This window comes from Caulobacter sp. GW822-FHT07D08 (genome assembly GCF_058798735.1).
On sequence record NZ_JBXAKU010000001.1, the window covers coordinates 715,061 to 736,583 of the forward strand.

General features: G+C 68.4%; 22 protein-coding genes and 1 pseudogene. 10 read left to right on the top strand and 13 right to left on the bottom strand.

Annotated elements, in window-relative coordinates; all coding sequences use genetic code 11:
- Window positions 1-43 precede the first annotated feature (43 nt).
- From AC1RJ9_RS03205 to AC1RJ9_RS03215, 3 genes are all read right to left on the bottom strand, one after another.
- Window positions 44-1,342: an outer membrane protein transport protein gene (locus tag AC1RJ9_RS03205; protein WP_492834784.1), complete on the bottom strand. Its 1,299-nt coding sequence runs from the start codon at window positions 1,340-1,342 to the stop codon at window positions 44-46.
- Window positions 1,343-1,572: 230 nt separating this feature from the next.
- Entirely contained in the window at window positions 1,573-2,478 is a 906-nt protein-coding gene (locus AC1RJ9_RS03210) for an SDR family NAD(P)-dependent oxidoreductase (protein ID WP_492834782.1), read from the bottom strand.
- A 181-nt stretch (window positions 2,479-2,659) separates the two neighbouring features.
- On the bottom strand, window positions 2,660-3,496 hold the full coding sequence (locus tag AC1RJ9_RS03215; protein WP_492834780.1) for a helix-turn-helix transcriptional regulator: 837 nt from the start codon (window positions 3,494-3,496) through the stop codon (window positions 2,660-2,662).
- 94 nt (window positions 3,497-3,590) lie between these two features.
- Here AC1RJ9_RS03215 and AC1RJ9_RS03220 point away from each other — a divergent pair, with 94 nt between their 5' ends.
- On the top strand, window positions 3,591-4,457 hold the full coding sequence (locus AC1RJ9_RS03220; protein WP_492834778.1) for an SDR family oxidoreductase: 867 nt from the start codon (window positions 3,591-3,593) through the stop codon (window positions 4,455-4,457).
- Between the two features lie 130 nt (window positions 4,458-4,587).
- On the opposite strand, the gene AC1RJ9_RS03225 is transcribed toward AC1RJ9_RS03220, so the two are convergent.
- From AC1RJ9_RS03225 to AC1RJ9_RS03235, 3 genes are read right to left on the bottom strand one after another with little or no spacing between them, the layout of a single operon-like run.
- A complete protein-coding gene (locus AC1RJ9_RS03225) occupies window positions 4,588-5,595 on the bottom strand; it encodes an HlyD family secretion protein (protein ID WP_492834776.1) in 1,008 nt (335 codons plus the stop codon).
- 20 nt (window positions 5,596-5,615) lie between these two features.
- On the bottom strand, window positions 5,616-6,365 hold the full coding sequence (locus AC1RJ9_RS03230; protein ID WP_492834774.1) for an ABC transporter ATP-binding protein: 750 nt from the start codon (window positions 6,363-6,365) through the stop codon (window positions 5,616-5,618).
- On the bottom strand, window positions 6,362-7,567 hold the full coding sequence (locus AC1RJ9_RS03235; RefSeq protein WP_492834772.1) for an ABC transporter permease: 1,206 nt from the start codon (window positions 7,565-7,567) through the stop codon (window positions 6,362-6,364). Before AC1RJ9_RS03235 ends, AC1RJ9_RS03230 begins: the two co-directional genes overlap by 4 nt.
- Window positions 7,568-7,749: 182 nt before the next feature.
- Here AC1RJ9_RS03235 and AC1RJ9_RS03240 point away from each other — a divergent pair, with 182 nt between their 5' ends.
- The 4 genes from AC1RJ9_RS03240 to AC1RJ9_RS03255 all read left to right on the top strand — a co-directional run bounded on the left by AC1RJ9_RS03240 (window position 7,750) and on the right by AC1RJ9_RS03255 (window position 13,089).
- A complete protein-coding gene (locus AC1RJ9_RS03240) occupies window positions 7,750-9,819 on the top strand; it encodes a S46 family peptidase (RefSeq protein ID WP_492834770.1) in 2,070 nt (689 codons plus the stop codon).
- A gap of 197 nt (window positions 9,820-10,016) precedes the next feature.
- Window positions 10,017-10,928: an EF-hand domain-containing protein gene (locus tag AC1RJ9_RS03245; protein WP_492834769.1), complete on the top strand. Its 912-nt coding sequence runs from the start codon at window positions 10,017-10,019 to the stop codon at window positions 10,926-10,928.
- A 195-nt stretch (window positions 10,929-11,123) separates the two neighbouring features.
- Window positions 11,124-12,404, top strand: a complete 1,281-nt coding sequence (locus AC1RJ9_RS03250) for a NupC/NupG family nucleoside CNT transporter (RefSeq protein WP_492834767.1) — start codon at window positions 11,124-11,126, stop codon at window positions 12,402-12,404.
- A 67-nt stretch (window positions 12,405-12,471) separates the two neighbouring features.
- Window positions 12,472-13,089 carry a glutathione S-transferase family protein gene (locus tag AC1RJ9_RS03255; RefSeq protein ID WP_099579836.1) on the top strand — a complete coding sequence of 206 codons (618 nt, stop codon included), beginning with the start codon at window positions 12,472-12,474 and terminating at the stop codon, window positions 13,087-13,089.
- An 18-nt stretch (window positions 13,090-13,107) separates the two neighbouring features.
- Here the strand turns inward: AC1RJ9_RS03255 and AC1RJ9_RS03260 are convergent.
- Window positions 13,108-13,202: pseudogene (locus tag AC1RJ9_RS03260) on the bottom strand (hypothetical protein); the annotation flags it as partial.
- Between the two features lie 8 nt (window positions 13,203-13,210).
- The gene (locus AC1RJ9_RS03265; protein WP_492834764.1) at window positions 13,211-13,663 is read right to left on the bottom strand and encodes a PaaI family thioesterase; all 453 of its coding nucleotides are present in this window, start codon (window positions 13,661-13,663) and stop codon (window positions 13,211-13,213) included.
- 121 nt (window positions 13,664-13,784) lie between these two features.
- Between AC1RJ9_RS03265 and AC1RJ9_RS03270 the strand changes: the two genes are divergently transcribed.
- Genes AC1RJ9_RS03270 through AC1RJ9_RS03290 form a run of 5 tightly spaced genes read left to right on the top strand, consistent with a single transcriptional unit; the run spans window position 13,785 to window position 17,224 of the window.
- Window positions 13,785-14,087, top strand: a complete 303-nt coding sequence (locus tag AC1RJ9_RS03270) for a DUF3253 domain-containing protein (RefSeq protein WP_492834762.1) — start codon at window positions 13,785-13,787, stop codon at window positions 14,085-14,087.
- A 41-nt stretch (window positions 14,088-14,128) separates the two neighbouring features.
- Window positions 14,129-14,713 carry a uracil-DNA glycosylase family protein gene (locus tag AC1RJ9_RS03275; RefSeq protein ID WP_492834760.1) on the top strand — a complete coding sequence of 195 codons (585 nt, stop codon included), beginning with the start codon at window positions 14,129-14,131 and terminating at the stop codon, window positions 14,711-14,713.
- A complete protein-coding gene (locus AC1RJ9_RS03280; RefSeq protein WP_492834758.1) occupies window positions 14,710-15,768 on the top strand; it encodes an alpha/beta hydrolase in 1,059 nt (352 codons plus the stop codon). Before AC1RJ9_RS03275 ends, AC1RJ9_RS03280 begins: the two co-directional genes overlap by 4 nt.
- Window positions 15,769-15,827: 59 nt before the next feature.
- Window positions 15,828-16,889, top strand: a complete 1,062-nt coding sequence (locus AC1RJ9_RS03285) for a Leu/Phe/Val dehydrogenase (RefSeq protein WP_492834756.1) — start codon at window positions 15,828-15,830, stop codon at window positions 16,887-16,889.
- A 44-nt stretch (window positions 16,890-16,933) separates the two neighbouring features.
- The gene (locus AC1RJ9_RS03290; RefSeq protein WP_492834754.1) at window positions 16,934-17,224 is read left to right on the top strand and encodes a UvrB/UvrC motif-containing protein; all 291 of its coding nucleotides are present in this window, start codon (window positions 16,934-16,936) and stop codon (window positions 17,222-17,224) included.
- Here the strand turns inward: AC1RJ9_RS03290 and AC1RJ9_RS03295 are convergent.
- The 5 genes from AC1RJ9_RS03295 to AC1RJ9_RS03315 all read right to left on the bottom strand — a co-directional run bounded on the left by AC1RJ9_RS03295 (window position 17,221) and on the right by AC1RJ9_RS03315 (window position 21,465).
- Window positions 17,221-18,636 (bottom strand): MFS transporter, encoded by a 1,416-nt coding sequence (locus tag AC1RJ9_RS03295; RefSeq protein ID WP_492834752.1) that lies wholly within the window; start codon window positions 18,634-18,636, stop codon window positions 17,221-17,223. The genes AC1RJ9_RS03290 and AC1RJ9_RS03295 overlap by 4 nt on opposite strands.
- A gap of 76 nt (window positions 18,637-18,712) precedes the next feature.
- Window positions 18,713-19,579, bottom strand: coding sequence for a hypothetical protein (locus AC1RJ9_RS03300; RefSeq protein WP_492834750.1), 867 nt, complete (start codon window positions 19,577-19,579; stop codon window positions 18,713-18,715).
- Between the two features lie 118 nt (window positions 19,580-19,697).
- Window positions 19,698-19,844, bottom strand: a complete 147-nt coding sequence (locus AC1RJ9_RS03305) for a hypothetical protein (RefSeq protein ID WP_492834748.1) — start codon at window positions 19,842-19,844, stop codon at window positions 19,698-19,700.
- A gap of 31 nt (window positions 19,845-19,875) precedes the next feature.
- Complete coding sequence (locus AC1RJ9_RS03310) at window positions 19,876-20,751, bottom strand: transglutaminase family protein (RefSeq protein WP_492834746.1); 876 nt, start codon at window positions 20,749-20,751, stop codon at window positions 19,876-19,878.
- A 45-nt stretch (window positions 20,752-20,796) separates the two neighbouring features.
- A complete protein-coding gene (locus AC1RJ9_RS03315) occupies window positions 20,797-21,465 on the bottom strand; it encodes a TetR/AcrR family transcriptional regulator (RefSeq protein ID WP_492834744.1) in 669 nt (222 codons plus the stop codon).
- Window positions 21,466-21,523 lie beyond the last annotated feature (58 nt).

The following is a 21,523-nucleotide window of genomic DNA, read 5'->3' on the forward strand; positions in this document are numbered from 1 at the left end:
GGAGCGATCCGGGCGGGCTTGTCTTTTCAGCGGTGCGTCAGCCTTAGAAGCTGAAGCGGGCGCCCGTCGCCAGGACGACGGCCGAGCCGGTGACGTCGCCGTTCAGGCGGACGGTCGAGCTGGTCGCGGTCACGTCGGTGCGGTTGATCTTGCTGTCATCGAAGCTGATGTAGCTGATCGCGGCGTCCAGCTTGATGTTGTCGGTCGCGGCCCAGGTGGCGCCGGCGGCGTACATCATGCGGTCGCCGTCCGGCACGCGGGCGGTGCGGCCGACGTCCGGGGTCGGGGTCGGATCGTACTGGACGCCGGCCCGCAGGGTCAGGCGCGGAGAGGCCTGATAATCGACGCCGGCGGCGTAGGTGGTGACGTTCTTGTAGTTCTGGACGCTGGTCGAGCCGCCGCCCGGGAAGCTGACGCGGATGGCGTCGAACTCTTTCCAGCCGACGCGGCTGACCGAGGCGTTCAGGGTCCACTGGTCGTTCACCGCCCAGCGGGCGCCGACATTGGCGATCCAGGGCAGGGTGATCTTGGCCTGGCCGTCGACCGAGAAGTTGTTGGCGGCGGGGATCGGGGCCAGCAGGCCGCCGACGGTGACCGTGCCGTCCAGCTTCTGGTCGATCTTGGAGCGATAGCTGGCGCCGATGGTCAGGGCCTTGCTCGGATGGATCTGCGCGCCGACCGTGTAGCCGTAGGCCCAGCCGTCGCCCTTCAGCGATTGCGAACCATCGGCCTGCAGCGGCGAGATGTTCGGCAGGGCGTTGGTCAGCTTGGCGTCGGCGTAGAGCGCGGTGACGCCCACGCCCAGGTCGATCATGTCGTTGACGCGATAGGCGACGACGCCGTCGACATTGACCGTGCGCAGCTGCGACTTCAGGGCGTCGTAGCGCGTCCAGCTGTCGGCGTTGTACTCGGTGGTGAAGTTGTAGGGCGCGGCGACCGAGACGCCGAACGCCAGCTTGTCGTTGATGCGGAACGCGGCGCCCGCGTTCGGCACGATGCCATCGTTGATCGGGTCATAGGCCGTGTTGGCGCCGCCGATCGGGGTGGTCAGACCGGCCGGCGGAACCGGACGGGTGATGGTCGAACCGCTGTTGGTGACCTTGGAGTCCACCTGGATCATGTTCAGGCCGATATAGCCTTCGTTGCGCTGGATGCCGGCGATCGAGGCGGGGTTCCACCACAGGCTGCCGACGCCCTTGTCGGCGACTTCACCGGAATAGGCGCGGCCGGTGCCGCGCACCGATTGTTCCTGGAGGTAGAAGGCCGAAGCGGAGGCCTGGGACGCGGCGGCGAGCGCCAGCAGAGCGACGCCGGCGGCGAGGCTGGTACGCGAGAGAGACATTTTGACGTGCGACCTTCTTGGGGAGGAAGAGGCTCGCCGAACGCTTGTTGGGCGCTCGAGGAGCGCCGCGTTTAACGCATCTGTTCAAATACCGTTGCTATAAATTGTCCAGAACATGAATTTTGTCAGTTTTGACAAAGATACGGGGCCGCGAAGGCCCCGTATCAATCGTCGTTATGTCAAAAAGTCGCGCCGTGACTTGGCGAGAAAGCGGCAATGCTTATGCCAATTTAGCCGCCAGCCATCTTGCGGAAGAACTTCTGGCCCTGTTCGCCGCCGTTGAAGTAGGCCTTCTGGCCGTCCTCGGCGGTGATCTTGTCCCAGTTGTCGCGGACTTCCTCGGCCGACAGGCCGTCCTCGCCCAGATAGACGCCTTCGGTCTCGTAGATGCGCGACAGGGCGAAGGCGCCGGCGCCGGCGGTCAGGATCGCGCCGGTGGGCGCTTCTTCCGAGCACAGGTAGACGACGCCCGGCGTGACATATTCCGGCGCCAGCTTGGCCAGCACTTCCGGCGGCATCAGGCCCTCGGTCATGCGGGTGGCCGCGACCGGGCTGATGGCGTTGATCTTCACGTCGTTCTTGGCGCCCTCGAGCTTGAGGGTGTTCATCAGGCCCAGCACCGCCATCTTGGCCGCGCCGTAGTTGCTCTGGCCGAAGTTGCCGTACATGCCCGACGACGAGGTCGTCACGACGATGCGGCCGTAGTTCTGGGCCTTCATGATGTCCCAGACCGCCTTGATCGGCTTGAAGGTGCCGAACACGTGCACCTGCATGACCAGCTCGAAGTCGGCCAGGTCCATCTTGGTCAGGGTCTTGTCGCGCAGGATGCCGGCGTTGGCGACCAGGATGTCGATGCGGCCCCACTTATCCATGGCCGTCTGGACCATGTTCGCCACGCCCGCGTCATCCGTCACCGAGGCGCCGTGGGCGATGGCCTCGCCGCCGAACGCCTCGATCTCCGCGACCACCTTCTGGGCCGCCTCGGACGAGCCGCCCGAGCCGTCGACGCTGCCGCCCAGGTCGTTGACCACGACCTTGGCGCCGCGCCGCGCCAGCTCCAGGGCGTGCTGCCGGCCAAGGCCGCCGCCGGCGCCCGTCACGATCGCCACCTTGCCGTCGAAGCGGATGTCCGCCATGCCCAAGTCTCCCTCAAACGCATGTTTGGTTTGGCCGTGTTGTGCGGCGCGGGAGAGGGGGCGTCAAGGGGAGCGATCCTCCTGTATGAGGCGCACGCGCGTTCGACTTCACGCGGCTGGCCGCTGAATGCAGGGAAGGGAAGCGGAGCGCCCGGGCGACGCCCGGAGGATTGGATTCAGCTCAACTCGCTTCCACCAGCGCCCGCACCCGCTCGAACTCTTCCGGCGTCGCCGGATTGTAGACGATCATCCCCAGGTCCGGCCGCCCGTCGATCGCGAAGGCGGAATATTCGAAAGCGATCTGGCCCAGGGCCGGATGGCGCAGATGCTTGATCCCGTCGCCGTAGTAGCGGACGTCGTTTTCCGCCCACATGGCCGCGAAGTCGGGACTGCGCCGGCTGAGCTCATCGACCAGGGCGTTGACCGAGGTCTCGGCCCCCGCCCCGGCGCGCGCGACATCGGCGCGGAAGGCGGCGACCACGAAGCGGGCCACGTGCTCCCATTCCTCGTTGATCGCCCGGGCCCGCGGATCGCAGAAGATCCGCCGCAGGATGTTGCGCTCCTCGACGGGCAGATCGCCGTAGTTGGCCAGCACCACGGTGGCGGCCCGGTTCCAGGCGACGACATCCCAGGTCAGGGTCTTGATCATGGCCGGGCTGGGATCCAGCGCGTCGAGCACCCGCTGCAGGCGCGGCGACACGCCTTCGGCCTCGCGGTAGCGGACCTCTGGCGGTCGACCCAGGCCCAACAGGAACAGATGCTCGCGTTCGACTTCGGTCAACATCAGGGCGCGGGCGATGCGGTCCAGCACGTCGGCCGACGGACCTCCGCCTCGACCCTGTTCAAGCCAGGTGTACCAGGTGGCGCTGATGTGGGCGCGCTGGGCGACCTCCTCGCGGCGCAGGCCCGGCGTGCGGCGGCGCGGACTGGAAAAGCCCAGGGCGGCGGCGTCCAGCCGGGCCCGGCGATCACGCAGATAGGCGCCGAGCTTGTTTTCACCGAGGAGGGGCGCGTTCATCCTGTTAGGCCTTATACCTGTATAAGCTCACTACTTTAACAGTATGAGCTTAGCGCGCAGTCTGGCCGAAGTGAAATCCTCCGAGGTCTCTCCCATGCGTGTTTTCGTCGCCGGCGCCACCGGATTCGTCGGCTCGGCCGTCGTCCAAGAGCTGATCACCCACAGGCATCGGGTGCTGGGTTTGTCGCGCTCCGACGCCGGCGCGGACCAACTGGAAGCGGCCGGGGCGGAGGTCGTGCGCGGCACGCTCGACGACCACGACGTCCTGGCCCGGAGCGCGGCCGCCTGCGACGGCGTCATCCACACCGCCTTCAACCATGACTTTTCGAAGTTCGCCGAGAACGCTCGGCAGGACCGCCGCGCCATCGAGATCCTAGGCGGAGCGCTGGAAGGCACGACCAAGCCGATCCTGGTGACCTCGGGCACGGCCATGCTGGCGCACGGCCGAGTCGCGACCGAGGCGGACCGGCCGTCGGGCCCGTCGCCACGCATGTCGGAAAGCGGCGCCGATGATCTGGTCGCGAAGGGTGTTCGCGCCTCGGTCGTTCGCCTCGCGCCGACGACCCATGGCGCGGGTGATCACGGCTTCGTGCCGATGCTGATTGGCCTGGCCCGCGAGAAGGGCGTGGCGGCCTATATCGGCGAGGGCGACAACCGGTGGTCGGCCGTCCATCGTTCGGACGCCGCCCGCCTCTACCGCCTGGCCATCGAGCGCGGCGCGGGCGGCGAGCGCTATCACGCCGTCGCCGAGGAGGCCGTCCTGTTCAAAGACATCGCCGCCGCGATCGGGAAGGGTCTGTCCCTTCCCGTCGAAAGCCGCCCTAGCGAGCATTTCGGCTGGTTCGCCATGTTCGCCGGCATGGACGCGGCGACCTCGGCCGCCTGGACGCGCGAGACCTTGGGTTGGACGCCGACCGGCCCGAGCCTGGCCCAGGATTTGGAGAACGCCGGCTACTTCTAGACCGGCGAACGTTCCGCAGGGGGCGTGGCCGGACCTCGAAGCGCGCCGGAGCACGGCTCAAGGACCCTTTTGGAAACCCTCTCTGTTGGAGAGGGAATCCTTACTTTGGGCCGCTCACCTATTCCCCGTCCTACGCCTTCTTCTTTGTCATCCCGCCGGCCACCGGCTGGGTCGGTTTGTCGCGCTTGATGCCAGCCTTCTGGCCGGGCTTCATGAACTTCACCAGCACGCGCTGGCCGACCAGGAAGGGGGCGCTGTCGGCGCTGACCACGACCTCGACGACGCGTTCGTCGCTGCGCTGGCTGGGGTCGTCCGAGGCCAGCTTGCGGGCGCCGAACACGCGGGCGGTGCGCAGGACCTTGCCGACATAGGTCTTGTCGGGATCGCCTTCCGGCTGGATCTCGACTTCCTGGCCGGGGGTCACGTTGGGGATGTCGGCCTCGACGATCTCGGCGCGGACGATGCGCGGGGTGTTGGGCTCGAGGTCGAACATCGAGGTGACGTTCAGGGTCGAGGCGCCGGCGCCCGGATTGGCGTAGCGGCGGGCGATGCGACCGTCGGCCGGCGCGCGGATCACCGTCAGCTCCTGCTGGTACTTCGACTGGCTGAGTTGGGCGCCGGCGACCTGGATCGCGGCTGACTGGGCGCCGATATTGGCGTTGGCCTGCGAGATCGCGTCCTGAGCGGCGTCGAGCTTCTGGGCGGCGACGTAGTTCGAGGCGGCCAGGCCTTGCAGGCGCTTGTACTCACGCTGGGCCGTGCGCAGCTGCACCTGGTAGAGCGCCAGCTGGGCGCGGGCCGAGGCCAGGCTGGCCGTGGCCGTCTGGGCGGCCAGGCGCGGCTCGTCGTCTTCCTGCTTGGCCAGGGGCTGGCCGGCGACGACCTGGTCGCCTTCCTGAACATAGACGTCGCGGACGATGCCCTGGCGGCGCGCGGCCACCTGGATCACACCGCCCTCGACGTCGGCCTTGCCTTGGGCGATGGCCGCGTAGGGGGAGGGCTCCTCCTGGGCGGCGGCGGCTTCGAGCTTCTTCTTCTTCTCGGCCGCCTGGCCCTTCATGTAGAAGAAGCCGCCGCCGAGCAGCACGACGACGATGATGGCGATCCAGAAGGCGGGTCGGCGCAGAAACGCGGGCATTCTAAGGTTCCCCCAGGAAATCAGTGGCTGAGCGACGCGGGATTGGCGTCGGGCGTTCTACGCACGTCGTCCAGGATCCGGCCGTCTTCGATGTGGATGACGCGGTCGGCATAGGCCTCGAGCCGCGGGTCGTGGGTCACGCAGATCACCGCCGCGCCGCGCTCGGTGGCGGCCGCGCGCAGCAGCTTGATCACGATCTCGCCGCTCTTGCCGTCGAGGGCCGAGGTCGGTTCGTCCGCGAAGATCAGGTTCGGGTTCTTGGCCAGGGCGCGGGCGATGGCCACGCGCTGCTTCTCGCCGCCCGACAGTTCCGAGGGGCGCTGGTTGACGCGCGGGCCCAGGCCCACCGACTCCAGCGCCGCCTGGGCGCGGCGCGCGGCCTCGCCGGGGCCGACGTCCTGGTACTTCAGGACGGTCATCACCTGCTGCTTGGCGGTGAGGGCCGGGAACAGGTTGAAGCCCTGGAAGATGAAGCCGCAGTGGTCGAGGCGGAACTTGTCGATCTTGCCTTTCGGCAGGGCCCACAGGTCCTTGGCATCCAGCGCCGAGACCTTGCCCTCGTCGGGCATCAAGAGGCCCGAGAGGGCGGCGACCAGGGTCGACTTGCCCGAGCCCGAGGGGCCCATGACCATGGTCACGTCGCCGTGCTTGGCGTCGAAGTCCACGCCCTTGAGCACCTCGATGAAGGTCCGGCCGGTCTTGAAGCGCTTGACCAGGCCCTTGGCGGTGAGCGCGCTCTGGCCGCGCTTGTGGCTGTGATCGTTGCTCATCGCAGCAGGTCCGCCGGCTGGCTGTTCTTGAGGATGCCCAGCGACAGGAAGCCGGAGAGCATGGCGATGATGATCAGGAACACGGCGACGATGATCACCAGCGTCGGCGGGAAGTACATCGGCACGCCGCCGGCCACGGCCAGCAGCGAGACCAGCCAGGTCAACAGGCCCGCGGCCAGCACGCCGACGCAACCGACCCAGAAGCTGAGCTCCATGACGATGTTGCGCAGGTCGCCCATCGACACGCCCAGGGCGCGCAGGGAGGCGAACTCCTTGATGTTGGCCATGATCGCCCCGCGCAGGGTCTGCCAGGTGATGGCCACGCCGATCAGCAGGCCCAGGAAGGCCGAGAAGCCCAGCATGATGCCGATGATCTGGTCGTCCAGCATGGCGCCGGAATTGGCGTCGGCCAGCTCCTGGCGGGTCCAGGCGCGGAACTTGCCGTCGGCCTTCTTGTTCAGCTGGGCCGCGACGATCTCGGCGCGCGCGGGATCCTGGATCTCGACCATCAGCGGGCCGACGCGCTGGCCGGTGTCGGCCTCGCCCAGCATCCGCAGGGTGTCGCGCGACATGACCAGCGTCGGCTGGATGATGTTGGGATAGCCGCGGGTGACGACGGCGATGTTGATGGTCTTGCCATTGTAGAGGGCCTTGTCGCCCTTCTTGACGCCCAGGCGCTTGAGGGCCGTCTCGTCCACCGCCACGGCGTAGGGGCGGCGCAGGGCCTCGATCATCGACTGGGTGTAGTCGGTGGGCACGGTCACGTAGCCGGGGATCGCGTCGATCACCGTGACGTTGACGAACTCGCTCTTGCGGGCCGAGCTGCCAGCGCCCTTGCCTTTGCCCTTGCCGGCCTTCTTGGCGCGGGCCTCTTCCTTGGCCTGCTGCTCGGGGCTCAGGATATTCTGGAAGCGGCCGCCGGAGCCGTCCAGCGGGGCCACCTGGGTGACTTCGGGATGGCTGTAGACCAGCGGGATCATGCGGCGCGGCAGGCCCGAGGGGCCGCCGAACAGCGCCTTGGCGCCAGGGCCCAGCACCATGACGTCGGCGCGGGCGCGGTCGATCTGGGCGGTGAAGCCCTTGCCGATGCCGACGAACATGCCGACCTGGGCCAGGACGAGAAGGCCCGAAAAAGCTAGAGCGACCACGGCCGCCATGTAACGACGCCACTCATAGAGAAGTGTGGCCAAGGCCAACGACATTCGAAACCATGCTCCCCCAAACCGATGGTTGCAGCAATGAACGGCGATCGTTGAGCGGCCAAGTTAAATCGGGGTAAGGCGGCGTTGCAGGCATGAAATATTAGACAGGTGCGCGGAAGGAGGCTGGCTAGTCCTCGGCGCCGGCGCTAAGCGGCGAACGGAGTGCAACGATCCACGGGCCCATGACGGTTCTTCGCACAGCGTCCGCTCAGTTCAGCGTGGTGGCCTTCGCCCTGGCCGCGACGGCGCCGGCGCGGGCGGACGAGGGGATGTGGACCTTCGACAACATCCCGGTCGAGGCGATCCGCCAGGCCTATGGCGTCTCCCTGGACCAGGCCTGGCTGGACGCCGCCCAGGCCGCGGCGGTGCGGCTGACCAACGGCTGCTCGGGGGGGATCGTCAGCCCCGAGGGCCTGGTCGCCACCAACGCCCACTGCCTCGCCGACTGCGCCCAGGCGCTGTCGGACGGCGGGAGCGACTACGTCCAGGACGGCTTCCTGACCGATGGGCGCGAGGACGAACGCAAGTGCGCCGGCCTGCAGGCCGAGGTGCTGCTGACCATCACCGACGTGACCGACCAGGTGCGGGCGGCGGCGGAGGGCAGGGTCGGCCGCGACTTCGTCCAGGCCCGCGAGGGCGCGCTGGCGCTGGCCGAACTGGCCGCCTGCGGCCAGGACCAGACCCTGCGCTGCCAGGCGATCGGCTTCTTCCGGGGCGGCCAGTACAAGGTCTACAAGTACCGGCGCTACGACGACGTGCGGCTGGTCTTCGCGCCGGAAAGGGCCTCGGCCGCATTCGGCGGCGACCCCGACAACTACAACTTCCCCCGCTACGCGCTCGATGCGGCGTTCGTGCGGCTTTATGCCGACGGCCAGCCGGCCGCGACGCCGGGCTTTCTCGGCTTGCGGACCAGCGCCCCGGTCGAGGGCGAGCCGACTTTCGTGATCGGCAATCCCGGCGCGACCGACCGGCAACTGACGGTTTCCCAGCTGGAGACCCAGCGCGACCTCGTCCTGCCGATGCAGCAGCTGCAGCGGGCCGAGCTGCGCGGCCGCCTGCTCCAACTGCGGCAACAGGGCGAAGCCCGCGCCGCGACGCAGGGCCTGGCCTGGGTCGAGAACGGCTACAAGGCGGGGCTGGGCAAGCAGGCCGCGCTCAACGACAAGGCCTTCATGGCCGCCAAGCGCGCGGTCGAGGACGCCTTGCGCGCCAAGGTGGCCGCCGATCCGAAGCTGGCGGCGGAGACCGGCGCGGCCTGGGACCAGATCGCCGCCGCTCAAGCCCAGGCGGCCGAGCTCTATCCGGCCTGGCGGATGCTGGAGAGCGGGGCGGGCGGCGGTTCGGATCTCTACTACTATGCCCGCCTGCTGGTCCGGGCGGCGCGGGAGCGGACCAAGCCCAACGCCGCGCGGCTGCCGGAATACGCCGACACCCGCCTGCCGATGATCGAGCGCAAGCTGGCCGACCTGCCGCCGGTCGATCCGGTGCTGGAGCGGGTCTATCTGGAGCACTGGCTGCTCAAGACCCGCGAGGTCCTGACCGTCGACGCGCCGCAGGTCCGGGCCCTGCTGGGCCAGGAAAGCCCCGAGGCCATCGCCGAACGCCTGGCCGAAAGCCGGCTCGGCGATCCCGAGGTGCGCGACGCCCTGTGGAAGGGCGGACTGGACGCGGTCGAGGCTTCGGACGACCCGCTGATCCAGTTCGTCCGCCGCGTCGATCCGCTGGCGCGCGCGGCCCGCACCGCCTACGAGGCCGAGGTCGCGGGGCCCGTAGACAAGGCCGCGGAGAAGATCGCCCGGGTCCGGTTCGCCGTGCTGGGCGAGGCGGTCTATCCGGACGCCACGTTCTCGCTGCGCCTGTCCTACGGCCAGGTCGCGGGCTGGCGCGAGCAGGGGCGGGCGGTTCCGGCCGTCACCACCTTCGCCGGCTTCTACGACCGCGTCACCGGCGCCGAACCGTTCGCCGCCGCCCCGCGCTGGCTGGGCGCCAAGGACGACCTGAAGCTCGACACGGTGTTCGATTTCGTCAGCACCAACGACATCATCGGCGGCAATTCCGGCTCGCCGGTCCTGGACGCCAAGGGGCGGCTGGTCGGCATGGCCTTCGACGGCAACATCCATTCGCTGGGCGGCGCGTATGGCTACGATGGAACCCGGAACCGGACAGTGTCGGTGTCGTCGGCGGCCATCCTCGAGGCGCTGCGCAAGGTCTACGACCGCACGGCCCTGGTCCGCGAACTAACTGGCCGGTAGCGCGCGCTCCGCGCGAGCTGGAGGGGCGTGTTTCGCGGCGGCCGTGCAGCGTTAACCTTGCCCGCGAAATGCCTCATGTCTTAACCGCAACATGCTGAAAACTGGAATGTTTTTCGCGTGATCCCTTGGGCGTCGACGCTCGGCGCGATGGAAGGGGCTCGCCCACGCAGGCGACCTCCCAACAGAGGGTGAGCACTATGACCATAACCAGCGCTGGCTCATCGACGAGTCTGGCCCAGCTTCGCCAACTGCAGCAGTCGGCCTTCAAGACGGCGGACGCCGACGGCGATGGGCAGCTTTCGCTGACCGAATTCCAGTCCATCGGGCAAAATGTGCAGGGGGCGGAAGGCCAACAGGGCCCGCCGCCGATGCGCGGGGGCGGCGGACCGGGTGAACATTTCAGCGGCGACACACTGTCGTCGCTGCTCTCGACCCAGTCGGTCGACGACCTGACCAACTCGCTGATGAAGGCCGGCGACGCCGACGGCGATGGCAAGATGAGCGCCAGCGAGCTCTCCTCGGCCCTGGCCGCCAACGCCCCTGAGGGCGCGAAGGGGCAGGGGATCGAGGATAAGATGGCGTCGGACATCATGTCGGCCCTGGACACCGATGGCGACGGCGGGCTGTCGTCGTCCGAGATCTCGTCGGCGATCACCACGGCCGCCGCGAACGAGTCGTCGGCCCAGGCGACGCGCGGCCCGAAGGGGCATCACGGCGGCCCGCCGCCGTCCGGCGGGGCCAGCGGCGCGTCGAGCTCGAGCGGGGTGTTCGAGAGCCTCGACACCAACCAGGACGGCACGGTCTCGGCCGAGGAACTGGGCGCCGCCAACAGCAGCGACAGCACGAGCGGCACGAGCGCCGCCTCCGACCTGATCAAGACCGCCGACCAGGACGGCGACGGGACGCTGAGCGGCGACGAGTTCGCGGCCTTGCTCGACCAGGGCAAGTCGACCGGGACCGACACGTCCTCGACTCTGTCCAGCCTGATGTCGGGCTCCACGGTCGCCGCCGACCTGATGCAGAAGCTGCTGGCTCAGCTGGACAAGGCGATGACGACCTCGTCCTCGACCAGCACGGCGGCGAGCGGCGGGACGAACGTTATGGCTTAAACCTACATCGTCATCCCGTGCATAAGGCGCGGGATGACGGCGATCGTTGGTAAGAGGTCTCTGACTTAGGCAATCGAAGCCTTCCTTAACCATTCCTTACGCAAGCCGCTTGCGTGCGACGGCTGACTTGGTGTCATTCTTCGCCCCTTGATCGGCGTCGCGGGGGCGTCGCCTCTTTGTAAGGTTGTCGTCTTGATGTTCCGTCCCGAGAACGTTCAGGCCCTCGCGGGTCTGGCGCTCACTTTGGGCCTCTGCTGGCTCGTTTCCGAGAATCGCAAGCGATTCCCGTGGGTTCTGGCGATCGCCGCCCTCGTCGTCCAGGTGTTGCTGGTGGTGGTGCTGTTCGGCCTGCCCCAGGCGCGCCAGTTGCTGCAGGGCGTCAACGGCGCCGTGGAAGGGCTGGCCAGCTCGACTCAGGCCGGCACCGCCTTCGTGTTCGGCTTCCTGGCCGGCGGCGACCAGCCGTATCCGGTCAGCAATCCGGGCGCGGGCTTCATCTTCGCCTTCCGTGTCATGCCGGTGATCCTGGTGGTCTGCGCCCTGTCGGCGCTGCTGTGGCACTGGAAGATCCTGAAGTGGCTGGCTCAGGGCTTCGGCTTCCTCTTCCAGAAGACGCTGGGCCTGCGCGGCCCGCCGGCCCTGGCCACCGCCGCGACCATCTTCATGGGCCAGATCGAAGGCCCGATCTTCATCCGCGCCTATCTCGACAAGCTGTCGCGCTCTGAGCTCTTCATGCTGATCACGGTCGGCATGGCCTGCGTCTCGGGCTCGACCATGGTCGCCTACGCCACCATCCTGGCCGGCGTGCTGCCCAACGCCGCCGCCCACGTGCTGACCGCCTCGATCATCTCGGCCCCGGCCGGCGTGCTGCTGGCCCGCATCATCGTGCCGTCCGACCCGATGGAGAAGGGCGGCGACCTGGATCTTTCGGTCGAGGACAAGACCTACGGCTCCTCGATCGACGCGGTGATGAAGGGCACCACCGACGGCCTGCAGATCGCGCTGAACGTCGGCGCGACCCTGATCGTCTTCGTGGCCCTGGCCACCATGGTCGACAAGATCCTGGGCGCCATGCCGCCGATCGGCGGCCAGCCGCTGAGCATCGCGCGCGGGCTGGGCGTGGTCTTCTCGCCCCTGGCCTGGTCGATGGGCGTGCCCTGGAAGGAAGCCGGCACGGCCGGCGGCCTGCTGGGCGTCAAGCTGATCCTCACCGAGTTCACCGCCTTCATCCAGATGGCCAAGATCGGCGTCACCACGCTGGACGAGCGCACCCGCATGATCATGACCTACGCCCTGTGCGGTTTCGCCAATATCGGCTCGGTCGGCATGAACGTGGCCGGCTTCTCGGTGCTGGTGCCGCAACGCCGCGCCGAGGTGCTGAGCCTGGTCTGGAAGGCGATGATGGCCGGCTTCCTGGCCACCTGCCTGACCGGCTCGCTGATCGGCCTGATGCCCCGGGCGCTGTTCGGGCTGTAAATCACGCGCTTCCGTTCCGTCGCGGAATGAGATCATCCTCCTGGTCAAAAGCCGGGAGGATTTTCTTTTGAAGCTCTACGACAGCCGTCGCGCGCCGAATCCTCGGCGGGTCCGCTGGTTCATGGCGGAGAAGGGGATCGAGGACGTCGAGATCGTCGACATCGACATCTTCGGCGGCCAGCATCGCCAGCCCGACTATCTGGCCAAGGCCGGCCTGCCTAACGTGCCGGCGCTGGAGATCGATGAGGCGACCACCATCACCGAGTCGGTGGCGATCTGCCGCTACCTGGAAAGCGTCTATCCCGAGCCGAACCTGTTCGGTCGCGACCCGCTGGAGACGGCGGTGATCGAGATGTGGACCCGGCGGGCCGAGATGCTGCTGTCGACGCCGCTGATGATGGCCGTGCGCCACGGTCATCCGGCCCTGGCCGCGATCGAGACTCAGGTGCCCGAGATCGCCGAGACCAACCGCAAGGCCGCCGAGCGGGCGCTAAAGGTCTTCGACCGCCGCCTGGCCGACAGCGCGTTCATCGCCGCCGACCGCCTGACCATCGCCGACATCCTCGCGGTCACGGGCATCGACTTCGCCCGCATGGTCCGCTTCCGGCCCGACGCGGAGCTGGTCCACGTGAACCGCTGGCTGAAGGCGATGATGGAGCGGCCTGCAGCGAAGGCGGGGGTTTAGCGGGCAGGTCTAGTGCGGCCGTCCTCGCCCTTCGACGGGCTCAGGGTGAGGACGACTGTTGAGACGGTTCAGTAGAAAACCTCATCCTGAGCTTGTCGAAGGACGAGGTTTTCGGCTCCGCCTAGCGCGCCCTGATCTTCTTCACCACGCCCGAGAAGTTCAGCATCGGCCCGGTCCCGGTCGAGATCAGGCCGCGGATGAACAGCAGCGAGCCGCCGGCCTTGATCACCTCGCCCCCGCCGGTGATCAGGTCGCCGGGGCGGGCGGGGCCGATGAATTCGCCGTTCAGGCTGACCGTCACCGCGCGGCTGTCGGCCAGTTCCTTCCAGGCGATGGCGAACAGGGAGAAGTCGGCGAAGGTCATCATGCAGCCGCCGTGCATGAAGCCGCCGCCGTTCATGTGCTTGGTCTCGGCGCGGAAGCCGGTGGTGACGCGGCCGTTGTCGTCTTCGCGGAAGTAGAAGGGGCCAGACTGGTCCTCGAACGGGTCCAGACCCGACCAGGTTCGCCAGCCGGCCCAGTCGCCCGCCTCGACGAGGCGCGGGCCGCTCGAGATTTCGTTTCCGCCGTCCATAACGCATCCCCTCCGCGTGTTCTTATCGTTGTTCAGTTAGAAGGGCGCGTCGCTGGGCGCAAGCGGCCAAGTCCTGTCCACGCTCTCGCCTCTGCTGACAATCCATGGCAAGGGAGCGCTCATGACCTCCCCGATCCAAGACACCATCCTGTCCCAGCTGGCGGCGCTGCCCGAGGGCAAGTCGATCGACCCGATGAACGTCGCCAAGGCCATCCAGCCCGAGCGCTGGCAGCAGCTGCTGGGCCACGTGCGCACCAACGCCATCGAACTGGCCCGCGAGGGCAAGGTCGTGATCCTGCGCCACAACAAGCCGGTCAATCCGGAGAAATTCCGCGGCGTCTACCGCATCCGCACGCGGCTTGAGGGCGACCCGACCAGCTTCGAGGATACCGTCCCGGACGATATCGAGGGCGACGAAGACTAGTCACGCTTGGCATCCGGAGGCGCACGCCTAAATCCTCGCTGATGCCGCTCGACGAGATCCTCTCCGACATCGCCGCCTGCCGGGCGTGCGCACCTTACCTGCCGCATGTTCCCCGGCCGGTGACGCGGGTGCGCGAGGAGACCCGCATCCTGATCGCCGGCCAGGCGCCGGGGCGGTTGGTCCACGAGACCGGCCTGCCGTTCAATGATCCGTCCGGCAACCGCCTGCGCCAGTGGATGGGGATCGACCGCGAGACTTTCTACGGCCGGCCCGAGATCGGCGTGGCCGCCATGGCCTTCTGCTTTCCGGGGACCAATCCCAAGGGCGGCGACTATCCGCCGCCGCCGCGCTGCGCGACGATGTGGCGGCCTCGGTTGCTGGCGGGGCTGCCGAACGTCGAGCTGACCCTGCTGGTCGGCAGCTATGCCCAGAACTGGGCGTTGCCGGGCCGGACCAGCAAGACCATGACCGAAACCATCGCCCGCTGGCGCGAGTTCGGGCCCAACCTGTTGCCGATGCCGCATCCGTCCTGGCGCAACACCGCCTGGCTGAAGCGCAATCCCTGGTTCGAGGCGGATGTCGTGCCTTTCCTTCGCCAACGGGTCGCGGACATTCTGGGACGATGAACCGCCGCGCCTTGATCCTGACCGCGTCCGCCGCCGTGCTGAGCGCCTGCGCGCCGTTGAAGCAGCGGCCCGAGCTTGCGGCGTTGGGCTTTCGTGGCCCCCGGTTCACGGAGGACGGCTTCGTCAGCTTCGACGGTTCGAGGTTGGGCCTGATGCGCTGGCTGCCCGCCACGGAGCCGGAATGGGTCGTGGTCGGTCTGCACGGCATGAATGACTATTCGAACGCCTTTCACCTGGCGGCCGGCTGGTGGGCGGGGAGGGGGATCGCGACCTACGCCCTGGACGTCCGGGGCTTTGGCCGTTCGCCCGAGCGCGGCGTCTGGGCGCCGACCGAACTGGTGCTGGACGACGTTCGGGCGCTGATCACGGCGGTGCGCGAGCGTCATCCGAACGCCAGGCTCGCCCTGGCCGGCGTCAGCATGGGCGGCGCGCTGGCGATCAGCGCCATGGCTTCCGACAATCCGCCGCCGGTCGACAAGCTGATGCTGTTCGCCCCCGCCGTCTGGGGCTGGTCGAACCAGCCGCTGCCCAACCGAATGAGCCTGTGGGTCAGCGCCCATGTGCTGGGCCAGTGGGTGGTCAAGCCGCCGGACTGGCTGGTCCGCAACGTCATGGCCTCGGACAATATCGACGAGCTGCGTCGCATGGGTAGCGACCCGCTGATGATCTGGGGCGCGCGGTCCGACACCATCTACGGCCTGGTCGGGCTGATGGAGCGGGCCTGGAAGTCGACGGGTGACATCCATGTCCCGGTCGCGTGGTTCTACGGCGCCAACGACCACATCATCCCGCGCGAGCCGACGGTCGAGGCCGTGGGTCGCCTGAAGCCGGGCGCGCGGACAGCCTACTACGCCAAGGGCTATCACCTGCTGCTGGTCGACCGGCAGGCCGCCAAGGTCTGGGGCGACGCCGAGGCCTTCCTGCGCGACGCGCCAGGGCCCTGGCCGCCTTCGGGCGCGCCAGCCATTCCGTCGAGCGTCGCGGCGATGACAGCGTCGGATCCGCCCAAACCCGCCAAACGCAAGGGGACGCGACGTCAGTCTTCGGGCTTGTGAGGCGTCGCCAGGGGGCGTAAAGCCGCCACGTTCATTCTGGCATAGGCGAGACAGACGGCATGACCTTGTTCGATTCCCCCGATTTCGAGGGACACGAAGGCGTCCACGCTTTCTTCGATGAAAAAACTGGTCTGAAGTCGATTATCGCGATCCACTCGACCGCGCGCGGCCCGGCCGCCGGCGGTTGCCGCATGTGGGACTATTCCAGCGCCGACGCCGCCGTGACCGACGCCCTGCGCCTGTCGCGCGGCATGTCGTACAAGAACGCCATGGCCGAGCTCGACCTGGGCGGCGGCAAGGCCGTGATCATCGGCGACAGCCGCAGCCAGAAGACGCCGGAACTATTCGAGGCCTTCGGCCGCGCGGTCGATAGCCTGAATGGTCAGTACTGGACAGCTGAGGACGTCGGCGTCTCGCCGGCCGACCTGGAAAGCACCCGCAAGACCACCCGCTTCGTCGCCGGCCTGGAAGGCCACGCGGCCGCCTCGGGCGATCCGTCGCCGGTCACCGCCGAGGGCGTGTTCCGGGGCGTGCGGCTGTGCGTCGAGCGCGCCCTGAACCGTGACCTCAAGGGCGTCCACGTCGCCATCCAGGGCGTTGGTCATGTCGGCGGCTATCTGGCCGAGAAGCTGCACGCCGCCGGCGCGGTCCTGACTATCGCCGACGTCAACCAGACCGCCCTGAACGCGGTCGCCGCCAAGACCGGCGCGACGATCGTCTCGACCGACGCCATCTTCGACGTCGAGGCCGACGTCTTCGCCCCCTGCGCCTTGGGCGGGGCGATTTCGGCGGCGACCTTGCCCCGGCTGAAGGCCAGGATCATCGCCGGCGCGGCCAACAACCAGCTGGCCGACGCCATGATCGGCCAGGCCGTGTTCGATCGTGGCGTCCTCTACGCCCCCGACTATGTCATCAACGGCGGCGGCATCATCAACGTGGCAGCCGAAATCCGGGCCCTGGAAGCCGGCGGCGCCTTCGACGGTGACTGGGTGGCGGCCAAGCTGGACCGCCTGGCCCAGACCCTGGCCGAGGTCATCGACCAGTCGATCGCCGAGAAACGTCCGGCCAATCTGGTCGCCGACGAGATCGCCCGCGCCCGCATTGCGGCGGCGCGGGCCTAAAACCGGCCTCGGGCGTTCTTCCTGGTGGCCCCATGGAGAACGTAATGTCGCACATCGACGACCTGAAAACGCAGATGGAAGAGGCTATCGCCGCTCAGGACTTCGAGACGGCGGCCAAGTTGCGCGACGAGATCGGCGCCATCCAGCACAGCGCGCTGGTGCGCGGCGTCGAGGATGCGCAGCAAGCATCCTATTTCCAGCGCCAGGTTCCCGGCCGCATGGGCCTGGGGACGGACCAGCCGGTCCCGAAGACCCCCGAGGGCTGGGTTCCGCCGAAGAAGCCGGACCCGATGACCGCCAACCACTCCCGGGGAGGCCGCCGGACCAAGTCCTAGGCCGGCCGGTTCCGGCCGCTGATCGCCGCGCCGGCGTCCTTGTCCAGCGACAGGTAGACGGGCAGGGCCAGCAGGGTCACCAGGCCGATCGCTACGAACGGAAAGGTGAAGCGGTCCGGCGTCAGGGCCCCGTCGGCGCCGCGCGCCAAGTGTAGCATCATGCCGCCGAAGCTGACCCCCAGGGCCAGGCCGACCTGCTGGGTCACGGCCGACAGGGTCGAGGCCGCCGCCGTAGAAGTTTCGGGCACGTCGGCATAGGCGATGGTGTTGGCGGCGATGAACTGGTTCGAGCGGCAGAACCCGCCCAGGGTCAGGGCCGCGATCATCAGCGCCATGGGCGTGGCCGGACCGAAGAAGCCGGGGGTGGCGGTGAACAGCGCCGTCAGGCTGACGAACACCGCCAGTGAGGTGCGGAAGCCGAAGCGCTTGAGCCCCGCCGCCGCGAACGGGCGGGCGGCCAGCACGCCGACGCCGGTGGCCAGGGTGACGAAGCTGGCCTTCAGCGGGCTCCAGCCCAGCGCCACCTGCAGCAGCAGGGGCATCAGGAACGGGCTGGCCCCGATGCCCAACCGCACCAGCGTGCCGCCGACCAGGCTGGCGCGGAAGGTCGGGTAGCGCAGCAGGGTGAGGTCCAGGATCGGTCGGCCGGTCCGCCTGGCGACGCGCAGGTAGACAAAGCCGCAGCCGACGGACAGCGCCAGCAGCGTGACCTGCGCCCAGGGCGGCAGCAGGCTGACGCCCGCCGTCTCGGCCACGATCACCAGGCCGCTGACCGCCAGGGCCGACAGGACAAAGCCGGCGGTGTCGAAGCGGCCCAGATCACGCTTGGGCTCGCTCTTGGGCACGAAGCGCATGACGGCGATCACGCCCAGCAGGCCGACCGGCAGGTTGATGTAGAAGATCCACGGCCAGGCGGCGACGCTGAGCACCAGGCCGGCGATCGGCGGGCCGATCAGCGGTCCAACGAGCGCGGGCATGGTGAACCAGCCCATGGCGGTCAGCAGCTTGTCCTTGGGCGTGGCGCTGACCACGATCAGCCGCGCCACGGGCGTCATCATCGCCCCGCCTATCCCCTGAACGATCCGGGAGGCGACCAGGGCTTCCAGGCTGCGCGACTGGCCGCACAGGGCCGAGCCCAGCAGGAAGACGGTCATGGCCGAGAGGAACACCCGCCGCGCGCCAAACCGTTCCGCCGCCCAGCCGCTGGCCGGCGTGAACACCGCCAGCGCCAGAATGTAGGAGGTCAGGGCCAGCTTCAGGTGGATCGGATCGACCGCGAAGGCCCGCGACAGGGTCGGCAGGGCCGTCGACAGGGCCGTGGAGTCGATGAACTCCATCAGGAGCGCGCTGGCCACGGCGATGGAGATCAGGCGCGTCGCGAGCGGCGAGGATGCTGGAGACTGATCGGACACGAGGGCGCTTTACGCCCCTGGACGACGAGGGTCCAGACGCGCGTGCGTTACATCCTTGCGGAACCGAAACAGGCGGTTAGCGGCCGCGCACCGAGACGCTGACGCCGACGACCGTGTCCTTGTCGGAATAGTCGATCGAATTGAGCTTGCGGCGCGTGGCGCTCAGCGAGATGAGGCTGTTGCCCTTGCGATAGCCCAGGCCGATCTGGCGGCTGCCGAACCGGGCCATCTTCTCCTCGCTGTAGCCGGCATTGCGCCAGCCGCCGAAGGTGTCGCGGATCAGGTTCAGACCATAGGCCTTGCCCGAACTGGCGGCGTACAGCATCCAGCGGCCGCGGCGCAGGTCCTCGGCCGAGGCGCTGGCTTTGGACATCAGGTTCGAGGCGTTCAGCGTCAGGCGCTTCACCGCGCCCGACTGCAGGCCCATGGGCGTGAAGGCCAGCGGCTGGTCGTCGACCTGCATCCGCAGAATCTTGCCGGCCGGGCGGCGATGCTCGACCCGCGTGAGGGCCAGCACCGGACGGTGCGGGGCGGCTGAGGTCTCGGCCAGAATTCGCGCGGCCGGACGCGCGGCGGCGGGAGGGGAAGGGGGCGTTGTCCGCGCGTCGGCGACGGCCACGGCGGGCGCTGCGCTGGCCAGGCTGACGTCTTGCGGCCCACCGGCCAGGGCTATCGTCGCCACGGCGGGAACGGCGTGGGTTTCGGCGGCGATCGCCACTGGTGCGGCGACACGCGAACGCTCGCCGCCGTAGCGGGCCGTCGCGATCGGCGCGTCGGGATCGTCCGCCGGGGCGCGGACTTCAGGTCCGCCGGCCTCGGGTCCGCCCGCCAGGGTCAGGGTCTGGTTGAATTCCTCAGGGGCGCGAGTCGACAGGGCGGTCGCGGCGCTTACCACCGCCAGACCAGCCGTCGCCAACAGACATCCGAGCGCGACGCGCCGCATGCTCGTGGTGCTCCCCCATTCCCCTCGCCCCAAAAATTAACGGCGCCGCGGGTGTCTGTACAGGTCGCTCGCGTGACAGGGGTGGCGGAAGGCGCTCGTCTTCACGCTTATTTACAATTCAGTGGCCCGGTCTGGGTTCGAAGGTCCGTCGTTCCTTCACCTTCAGGCACTCCTGGTCGGGCTTCTGGCCATGCTGGGCCTTGGGCTCCGATTTCGGGAAGCTGACGTTCCGCATGGGGTCTTGGTTCTGGAAGCCGCTGGTCATGGCTTTTCCTCCCGTACGCACACTCATTGTATCACGCTGCATGGTCGATTGGATCGATGAGGCGCACCTCCACGGAGACGTGAAGACGCGACGAACCCGGATCGCCGATGATCGCCCCGGACACCGGTAGCGCTTGAGTGGGCGTTCGGGTGGCGGCGACGCGGATCAAGTCCGGCGACTCGGCCAGGCCATTGGTCGGGTCGAATTCCAGCCAGCCCAGGTCGGGCAGGAAGACCTCGCACCAGGCGTGGGTGGCGCCGGCGCCGCGGATCATCGTCCCGGGCGAATGGATGTAGCCGGTGGCGAACAGGGCTGCGTAGCCCAGGCGTCGCAGGCCCTCGACCATCAACCAGGCCAGATCGCGGCAGGCGCCGCTGCGCTTCCGCAGGGTCTCGACCGGGGTCTGCACGCCTTCTTCCATGCGGGTGCGATATTCGAACTGGCTGTGGATCAGCTCGTTGATGCGCAGCAGGAAGGCCAGGGCCGGCTCGTCGCGATGGGCCCGGATGTCGCGCAGCCAGCGCAGCAGCACCGCGTCCGGGTCGTCGGTGACCGGGGCGATGAACGGCTCCAGGGTCGTCCGATCCTCGCGGGAATAAACGATCGGGGTCAGGGTGTCGGGGTTCTCGATCCGCTGCGGGACCAGGGGGGCGGGGTAGCGGTCGATGACCAGCTCGCTGGCCACCCGCATGGCGTCGGCCTGGCTCGCCGGCTCGAAGATGCAGACGCAGTTGCCGTTGGCGTCATAGCTCCAGCGTGTCGCGCCAGGCGGAAACAGGCGCAGCGAAGCCTCGACGATGCGCAGGGCGTGGCTGTCGCGCGGGCGCAGCATCAGCCGTTGCGGCCCGAACCGCACCGGCCGCTCATAGTAGTATCGGGTCTCGTGAAGGATCCGCAGCCGTCCCATGCCGGAGCGACAACGCGCCGGCCGGGAGGAGGTTCCAGCTACTCGCTAAGCGAGAAAGCCGGCCTCGGCGAAGGCCAGCATCCGGCTCAGCAGCGCCACGACGTCGGACTCGCTGGTCTGGCCTTCCGACAGCACGTTCAGGCGGTCGAACTCGGCGAAGCGGTTGTTGTGCAGCATCCCCAGGGTGAAGTGCAGCCGCCAGTAGACCTCTTCCGGCGACAGATCCGGGCGGGCGCGCAGCAGGGCGTCGGAGAAGCGGCGCAGGTGCGAGACGTCGGTTTTCAGCACGGCGCGGATCTCGTCGGTGCCTTCGCTGCGGGCGCGGATCAGGAACTGCAGCGAGATGCGGCGCTCGTGGTCCGGGGCCAGCCAGCGCAGGGGCGGGGTCAGCAGGGCGGCCAGGATCTCGCGCAGCGGCGGGGCGCCGTCGTTGCGGTCGTTGGCCTCGTGCAGCATCTTGGCCCGCTCGCGATTGAGCTCGGCCGTGCGGCGCCGGAAGATCTCGAACAGCAGGGCGTCCTTGGACCCGAAGTGATAGTTCACCGAGGCCAGGTTCACGCCGGCGGCGGCGGTGATGTCGCGCACCGAGACATTCTGGAAACCGTGCAGCGCGAACAGGCGCTCGGCGGCGACGAAGACCAGGTTCTTGGTGGCGGCTTCGGTCTCGGCGGCCTCGACTTCGTTAGAAGCGGCGGCGTCGGTGGTCGGACTCACTACATGTTCCCCTTTACCCGTGGGGAAGTCTTACGGGCGTTCGAATTTGGCGCAAGCG